Source organism: Aquabacterium sp. (genome assembly GCF_030652515.1).
Lineage (GTDB): Bacteria > Pseudomonadota > Gammaproteobacteria > Burkholderiales > Burkholderiaceae_C > Aquabacterium.
The window spans coordinates 1-6972 of the sequence record NZ_JAUSAR010000035.1 but is presented as its reverse complement, the minus strand read 5'-3'; the positions used below and the strand labels follow the sequence as shown (position 1 = coordinate 6972).

Annotated in this window: 6 protein-coding genes; 3 read left to right on the top strand and 3 right to left on the bottom strand. The window is 62.3% G+C overall.

Features of this window, described 5'->3' with window-relative positions:
- Positions 1-555: 555 nt before the first annotated feature.
- Both istB and Q7V20_RS04940 read right to left on the bottom strand, forming a co-directional pair.
- Positions 556-1320 (bottom strand): IS21-like element helper ATPase IstB, encoded by a 765-nt coding sequence (gene istB / locus Q7V20_RS04945; protein ID WP_304787798.1) that lies wholly within the window; start codon positions 1318-1320, stop codon positions 556-558.
- A gap of 37 nt (positions 1321-1357) precedes the next feature.
- Positions 1358-2269 (bottom strand): hypothetical protein, encoded by a 912-nt coding sequence (locus Q7V20_RS04940; RefSeq protein WP_370652406.1) that lies wholly within the window; start codon positions 2267-2269, stop codon positions 1358-1360.
- Between the two features lie 145 nt (positions 2270-2414).
- On the opposite strand from Q7V20_RS04940, the gene Q7V20_RS04935 reads away from it, so the two are divergent.
- The 3 genes from Q7V20_RS04935 to Q7V20_RS04925 are packed head-to-tail and all read left to right on the top strand — an operon-like array spanning position 2415 to position 6048.
- Entirely contained in the window at positions 2415-3677 is a 1263-nt protein-coding gene (locus tag Q7V20_RS04935; protein ID WP_304787796.1) for a site-specific integrase, read from the top strand.
- A complete protein-coding gene (locus Q7V20_RS04930) occupies positions 3674-5047 on the top strand; it encodes a tyrosine-type recombinase/integrase (protein ID WP_304787793.1) in 1374 nt (457 codons plus the stop codon). The genes Q7V20_RS04935 and Q7V20_RS04930 overlap by 4 nt, the downstream gene beginning before the upstream one ends.
- A complete protein-coding gene (locus Q7V20_RS04925) occupies positions 5044-6048 on the top strand; it encodes a tyrosine-type recombinase/integrase (protein WP_304787791.1) in 1005 nt (334 codons plus the stop codon). The genes Q7V20_RS04930 and Q7V20_RS04925 overlap by 4 nt, the downstream gene beginning before the upstream one ends.
- Before the next feature lie 72 nt (positions 6049-6120).
- On the opposite strand, the gene Q7V20_RS04920 is transcribed toward Q7V20_RS04925, so the two are convergent.
- Positions 6121-6771 carry a hypothetical protein gene (locus tag Q7V20_RS04920; protein WP_304787789.1) on the bottom strand — a complete coding sequence of 217 codons (651 nt, stop codon included), beginning with the start codon at positions 6769-6771 and terminating at the stop codon, positions 6121-6123.
- Positions 6772-6972: the final 201 nt, after the last annotated feature.

Below are 6972 nucleotides of genomic sequence, written 5' to 3'. Positions count from 1 at the left end.
CCTCGACGGGTCGGGTCAGACGCACGCGTTTAAGTCCCCGACGACGAGGCCCAAAAGGGAAATCAATGACGATGTGTGGAGTACCTGTTTCTACTCGCGTGCAAGTACGGCGGGCGCCTTGAATGAAATTTTAGGCAACTTGCAGCTGCCATCAAAGTTTTTTTGATCCAACGTCGAACGACATCGGTTCATCCCGGCGTCTTCGGCAGACGGCGGGTGCTTCCCTGCCACTCGAAACTGTCGCCCTTGGGCACACGCATGAACCCTTGACTCGTGAGCTTGAGTCCATTCACCTCGTAACCTTGGGTCTTGAGAAACGGCTTGTCGACGCCGCTGAACGAGGCGTTGACTGTGTAGCTGCATGCGTATTTCAGCGATCGTGGACGCCTGTTTCAGGCTGATCGTGGACGGCGAATCGGTGTTGCCGTGGCGGCGCTGGGGAAGCGCGCAGGAACTGGTGTGACTGTATCGTAATCGTCCACGATCAGCCTGAAACGGTCTGCCGTGGTGCTGGTGCTGGGGTTGGTTTGACCCCGGCTTTGTGTCTCCAAGTCTTCAGGCACCTGCCAGGGCGCCGCAGGCGCCCCCCTCGATCGTTTCGCGCATGGACTTGGTGGCCTTGAGCACGATCTTGTGACTGCTGTGCACAACCCGGTCGAGGATGGCATCGGCCAGCGTCGGGTCGTTGAGGTAGGTGTGCCAATCCTTGACCGGCAACTGGCTGGTGATCAGCGTGGATCGGGTCCCTATGCGGTCGTCCAGCAACTCCAGCAAGTCGTTGCGTTCAGGAGCGCCCATGGGCGAGATGGCGAAGTCGTCAATGACCAGCAGGTCCAGCCTGGCGAGCTGCGTCAGGCGCCGAGCGAAGCTCCCGTCGCCATGCGCCACCTGCAACTCGTCGAATAGCCGGGCGGCCCGCACGTACAGCACCGAGAAGCCGCTGCGTGCGGCCTGATGCGCCAGTGCGCAGGCCAGCCAGGTCTTGCCGCTGCCGGTGGCGCCGGTGATGAGCAGATTGCGGGCATGGCGCAGCCAGTCGCCGCCGGCCATCGCGGTGATCAGGCCACGGTCCAGCCCACGGCTGGCACGCCAGTTGATGTCTTCGATACAGGCCGCGCTCACCTTGAGCTTGGCCGCCTTGAGAAGCCGGGCCACGCGCCGGTCATCGCGCCAGGCGATCTCGCTTTGCACCAGCATGGTCAGGCGGTCGTCGAAGGGCAGCTCGTGCGCGGCGGTGCTGGTGGCCTGGTCTTCAATGGCTCGCACCATGCCGTCCAGGCGCAGGGCGCGCAGTTGATCCAGGGTGTGTTCGCTCAGCATGGGTATGGGTCCTTCGGTTGGGAGTTGAGAGTTGGGGTCAGTGGTAGTAATCGGGGCCGCGCACGTTCTCGTGCTCAATGACGGGGTTGGCTGCTGAGGTGAACAGCGCAGGTTGGCTGTCCAGGCCGCACTTGAGGATGTTGGTCACGCTGCGCAGCGTGGGCGCGCGGATGGCCATGGCGCGGGTGCACGCGGCTTCCAGGCGCTCGGGCGTGTACTTGCGCGCCAGCGCAAGAAGACCCAGGCAGGCGCGGTAGCCCTGCTCGGGGTGCGGGCGCCGCTCCAGTTGCCAAGTCACCAGCGCGGCGGTGCTCACACCGATGCGCGCGCCCCAGGCAATGAGCTTGGCCGGGGTCCACTCCAGGTGCGCCCGGTGTGAGGCGGGCATGTGCTCTGGCGCCGTGGTGAAGCCAGCGCGCACAGTGCTGACGGCGTGGCAGGCCACGCGCTGGTTCGAGGCGAAGCACTCCAGCAGCGCTGCGGTGACGCGCACGTCCAGCCGGGCGCCGACCAGGCGGTGTGGCACGCTGTAGAAGTGACCCTCGAACTCGACGTGGTAGTCGATGTTGACCTTGACGGTCTTCCAGCGACTGATGACGAAGCGCTCTGTCGGCAGCGCTCGCAGCGCCGGAGCATCCAGTTGCTCGAAGGCGCTGCGTCGGCAGCCTGGCAGCTTCTTGAACGGCCGCTGGTTGAGATCGACCAACAGCAGGCCAATCGCCTGGTTGAGCTCGTGCAAGGTGAAGAAGCGCCGGTTGCGCAGCCGCGCCAGGATCCAGCGCTGCACCAGCAGCACCGAGCCCTCGACCTTGGGCTTGTCACGCGGGTGCGCGGGCCGAGCGGCCAGGATGGCGCAGCCGTAGTGCTTGGCGAACTCCTCGTAGCTGCGGTTGGGCTCGGGGTCGTAGCGGTCGGGACGCCTGATCAGCGCACGGGTCTGGTCAGGCACGATCAGTCTGGGTAATCAGCAGGACCGAATAATGTGAAGGAACCCGATTGGGGCCCGGGTCGATTGGGTCCCGATGCCGTCCTCCTGCGCATTATTTTTCGCGTTTAACTCTTGGCTGGGAATCCACCCACCAAGGAGATACGTAATGTCGGACCTTCTACCTCAGCGCTGCGCGCTGATTTCCCAGTTTGAAGAGCATCTTGTGAGGGCAAGGTACAGCTCTACGGCGAGCAAGCGCTATCTCGCCGTCGCAGGGCACTTTCTCAAGTACATCGAGGGCCGGCATGTGCCGATCGACGCGGTGCAGCCATCGCACGTGACGAAGTACCTGACGCGGGAGTTGCGCAAATTCTTCCAGCGCCATGGTCATGCGCCGGTATCCCTCGATCATTGGCGTAGCTCACATACCGCTGGTGTGCATCGGTTTCTTCAATGCGTCGTCGGGCAGTGGCCACCGAGTGCGACGCCCGCAAGTCACAACGCGGCCGACTGCCAAGCAATATGCGCGCAATATGCGCAGTGGCTCCTCGAGCGACGGGGGCTGGCCGCCGTGACGATCTCTGAACGGACTGCCGAGGCAGGGCGCTTTCTGTCTTGGTACGGCGAACGCAACGAGACTGGCACGTTCTCGGCCATGGTGGTCGCTGATGTTGATGCCTACCTACAGTCGCGAGCGCCATCACTGCGGCGGGTCTCACGCAAAGGGGTTGCGCAGCGAATGCGCTGCTTCCTGCACTTCGCCCACGCCACAGGCAGAACCGAGCGCGATTTCGCACTTTGCGTGATCGCACCCACCCTCTACGCATTCGAATCGATCCCCTCTGCGCTGAGTCCAGACCAAGTAGATGCCGTGATGCAGACATCACGCAATGACCGATCTCCAAAGGGCCTGCGCGACTACGCGATCTTGCTGCTGCTCGCCGCCTACGGAATGCGCGCCGGCGAGATCACTCGACTCCAGTTAAACGATATCGACTGGCGGGCCGACCGCATTTTCGTTCGCCATACCAAGACGGGCTCGCAATCGATCCTTCCCCTGATGCCTGCCGTGGGCGAAGCGCTGCTCGCGTATTTGCGGCAAGGTCGACCCAAGACCGATGTGAGGGAGATCTTCATTCGGATGCGAGCCCCGTACCGGGGGTTTGAGAGCGGCTCCAGCCTGTACACGTCAACGAGACGCCGGCTTGATGCAGCGGGCGTACATCCGGCCGGCAAACGCGGGCCGCATGCGTTTCGGCATGCGCGCGCGGTGAGCCTGCTTCGCGAGGGCACACCGATGAAGATCATCGGTGACGTACTGGGGCATCGGTCAGCATCGTCCACATCGGTATACCTCAAGCTCGCCACCGAGGATTTACGCGAAGTGACCCTCGAGATCCCCGGCCTGGCTGAGGAGAAGCAGTCATGAGCGCGCCGCTTGCGGATAGCGGTGCCGCGATCAACCGCTTCTTGTCGACCTTGCACCTGCGCAGCCGCGACACCGTCAACGTCTACCGATGCATATTGGTAGAGTTCCAGCACCACGTGCAGCAGTGCCCTCGCAACACCGCGATTTGCCAGTCCACTATCGAGTCGTGGCTTCACGGCTGCGCCTCGCGCTGGCCTGAGCACTATGTGCTTCATCGCGCTCGCGTCGTCGACCGGTTCTTGGACTTTCTAGCAGCGCAAGAATCCATCCCGAGCAATCCACTTGCACAACTGCGTCTGAGCTTCGGTCAGCGAGTGGGAACTCCGATCGTGCGGGCGCTTCTTTCTCCGGACCCTGCACAGGCGCTTGAGGCCCTGAGGCCGCTGCCACAGTTCGCAAGTGTCCATGGCGCATTCATGCGTTCGCATATCGAGCTCATGCGAGCCAGCGGGTACCGCTACAACACGCAGGTATCGAGCTTTCTGCGTTTCGATCGTTTCCTGCAAGGTCACGCCGACGTCATCACCCTGCCGCTTACGGTCCTGCTACGGCAATGGGTGGACGAGAGTGCGACGCTGAACCACGCCGTGGAGCGCCAGCAAGTTGCCCGCAATCTCACCAGAGCCTTGCAGCGTATCGACCCAAGCGTTGAACTGCCCAAGGTAGATCGGCGCCTTTCTCGTCAACGGGTCCTGGAACAGCGGCGCCCCTACATCTACACGCCGCAAGAAGTTCGACATCTGCTGGAGACCGCCCGGGCGTTCCCTTCTCCTCGCTCACCGCTGCGCCCACTCACCTTGTACACGATGATCGTGCTCGCGTACTGCGTCGGACTGCGGTTGGGCGAGCTCGCGCGGCTCAATCTGGGTGACGTCAACGTGGCTGCGGGAGAAATCGCCATTCGCGAGACCAAGTTCTTCAAGTCCCGCACGCTGCCGCTTGCCGACAGCGTGGTGGTTGCGTTGCGTGGATACCTTGAAGCCAGGCAGCGCGCCGCAGCGCCACAGGACGACTCGAGCGGACTGTTCTGGCATATGCAAGGCACCGGTCGCTACTCGCGTGTGATGACCCACAAGCTGCTGGTGCGCGTACTGCGCCGCGCCAAGTTGAAGCCAGAGTCGGGGCGCGTGGGCCCACGTATCCATGACCTTCGGCATTCCATGGTCGTCAACCGCATGCTGATGTGGTACCGCCAGGGAATCAATCCGCAGGCACGACTGCCTTTCCTGGCCACCTATCTTGGCCACAAGGACATCAACTCGACGCTTGTCTATCTGACGATCACACAGGAGTTGCTGCAAGAGGCCAGCGAGCGCTTTCGAGCCTTCGCCGCGCAGGGCCAGCACCCCGTTCAAGGAGCCCTGCAATGAGGCCCGTCGACCCCTTCCCAGGACTGTTGCATGCGTTCTTCTACGAACGATTGGTTGAGCAACGCAACGTGTCCCCTCACACAGTCAAGTCCTATCGCGACACGTGGCGGTTGTTTCTGCGCTTTGCGGCTTTGCGGCACAAGAAGGCTGTGGTGGCCCTCACCTTGGCCGATCTTTCGGCGAACGACGTGACGGCTTTTCTTCAGCACAGTGAACAGGAGCGCAAGGTCTCGATCGGCACGCGCAACTGCCGTCTCGCCGCACTGCGCAGCTTCTTTTCTTTCGTCGCCGAGAGGGAGCCAGCGGCCGTCGCCCAATGCGTCGACATACTTCACATCCCGACGAAGAAGTCGCCCACGCCAGCACCGCAGTATCTCGAATTGCGAGAGGTCGAGGCGATCCTCGATCAACCCGACCGCAACTGCGTCGAGGGCCAGCGCGACCACGCGCTGCTGTCATTCCTCTACAACACCGGTGCGCGCATTCAGGAGGCACTTGACGTTTGCCCCGCAGCGATCCGATTCGACACGCCGATGTGTGTGCGTCTGTTCGGCAAGGGTCGTAAGGAGCGCATCTGTCCCCTGTGGCCGCAGACCATCGCGCTACTCAAGGCGTTGCGCAAACGACAACCATGCGCGGATGATGAACACTTGTTCGTCAATCGCTATGGCGCGCCGCTTGGCGCCTCTGGTGTGCGCTTCAAACTTGCACAGTACGTTCAGGCCGCCGCTCGCGTCGTCCCATCCCTGGCGTCGAAGAAGGTCTCGCCGCACACCTTCAGGCACGCCACCGCTGTTCATCTTGTGGCCGCTGGCGTCGATGTCACAGTTATTCGAAGCTGGCTCGGGCATGCTCACCTCGACACCACCAATCATTACGCTCAGGCCAACTTGGATACCAAGCGAGAGGCGCTCCAGCGGCTCGACCCATCCTCAAAGATAAAGCAGCCACCGCCCTGGAGGCGTGATGCGAGCGTGCTTACCTGGCTCGATTCGCTCTGACGGCCCACTGAAATTATGTGAAGGACTACCCCGTGCAGATTGCATCCACACGGGGGCAGCCAGCACGTTCCTTCACATTATTCGGTCCTGATGATTACCCAGATTATCGCGAGCTCGCGATAACCGGGCAACCCCGCCGAAGAACTCCAGTGCCTGGACCTGGGCAGCGATCCAGTCGGCGGTGGTCTGGCGCGGTGTGGCGCAGGCGTAGGTGCAGTTCGATGCGCCCAGTGTGGCAACGAAGATCTGGGCTTGGGCGATCTCGCCCGTGGTGGCGTCAACGATGGGAACGGTGCTGCCGGCATAGTCGACGAACAGCTTCTCCCCGGCAATGTGAATCTGCCGCATCGAGCGTGCCTGGGTCTTGGCGAACTCGCGGTACTTGACGCAAAAGCTGGTGTACTTGTAGGCCAGTGCATTGCCGGTGGCGTACTCCTCCCACAGCAGCATCAGCGTGACGCCGGGTCGCTTGAGTTCCTGGTGGATCTGGCCGAAGTCGGGGGCCAGTTGGTGGCTCGCCCGTGGCACCGCCGGACGGTACAGGCGCGACTCCAGTTCAGCGTCATCCAGGCCATCGGCCACGGCGCAATCGACGCCAGCGACCTTGGCCAGCGAGACGTACTTGCCGACCACGCTCTTGGAGATCTTGAGCGCGCGGCCCACCTCGTTGTAACTCAACCCTGCCTGCAGGTGCAGGCGCAATGCCTCTCGGATACGGCGCATGGTGACTCTGTTTGTTGGCATTGACTGGAACCGCAAAAAGCGGCCAGCCTATCCCGGTCAAGATCACCTGCGCGAAACCCCAATCGTCCACGATGGCGCTGAAACAGCGTCCACGATCAGACTGAAACGCCGTCCACGACTACGTTGAAATCCCGTCCACCATCAACCTGAAATGCCGTCCACGATGGGCTGAAATACGCA

Excerpts from the sequence above, each read along its gene's own strand:
- istB (WP_304787798.1), bottom strand. The coding sequence starts at position 1,320 with ATGCTGAGCGAACACACCCTGGATCAACTGCGCGCCCTGCGCCTGGAC.
- Q7V20_RS04935 (WP_304787796.1), top strand. The coding sequence starts at position 2,415 with ATGTCGGACCTTCTACCTCAGCGCTGCGCGCTGATTTCCCAGTTTGAA.
- Q7V20_RS04930 (WP_304787793.1), top strand. The coding sequence starts at position 3,674 with ATGAGCGCGCCGCTTGCGGATAGCGGTGCCGCGATCAACCGCTTCTTG.
- Q7V20_RS04925 (WP_304787791.1), top strand. The coding sequence starts at position 5,044 with ATGAGGCCCGTCGACCCCTTCCCAGGACTGTTGCATGCGTTCTTCTAC.
- Q7V20_RS04920 (WP_304787789.1), bottom strand. The coding sequence starts at position 6,771 with ATGCGCCGTATCCGAGAGGCATTGCGCCTGCACCTGCAGGCAGGGTTG.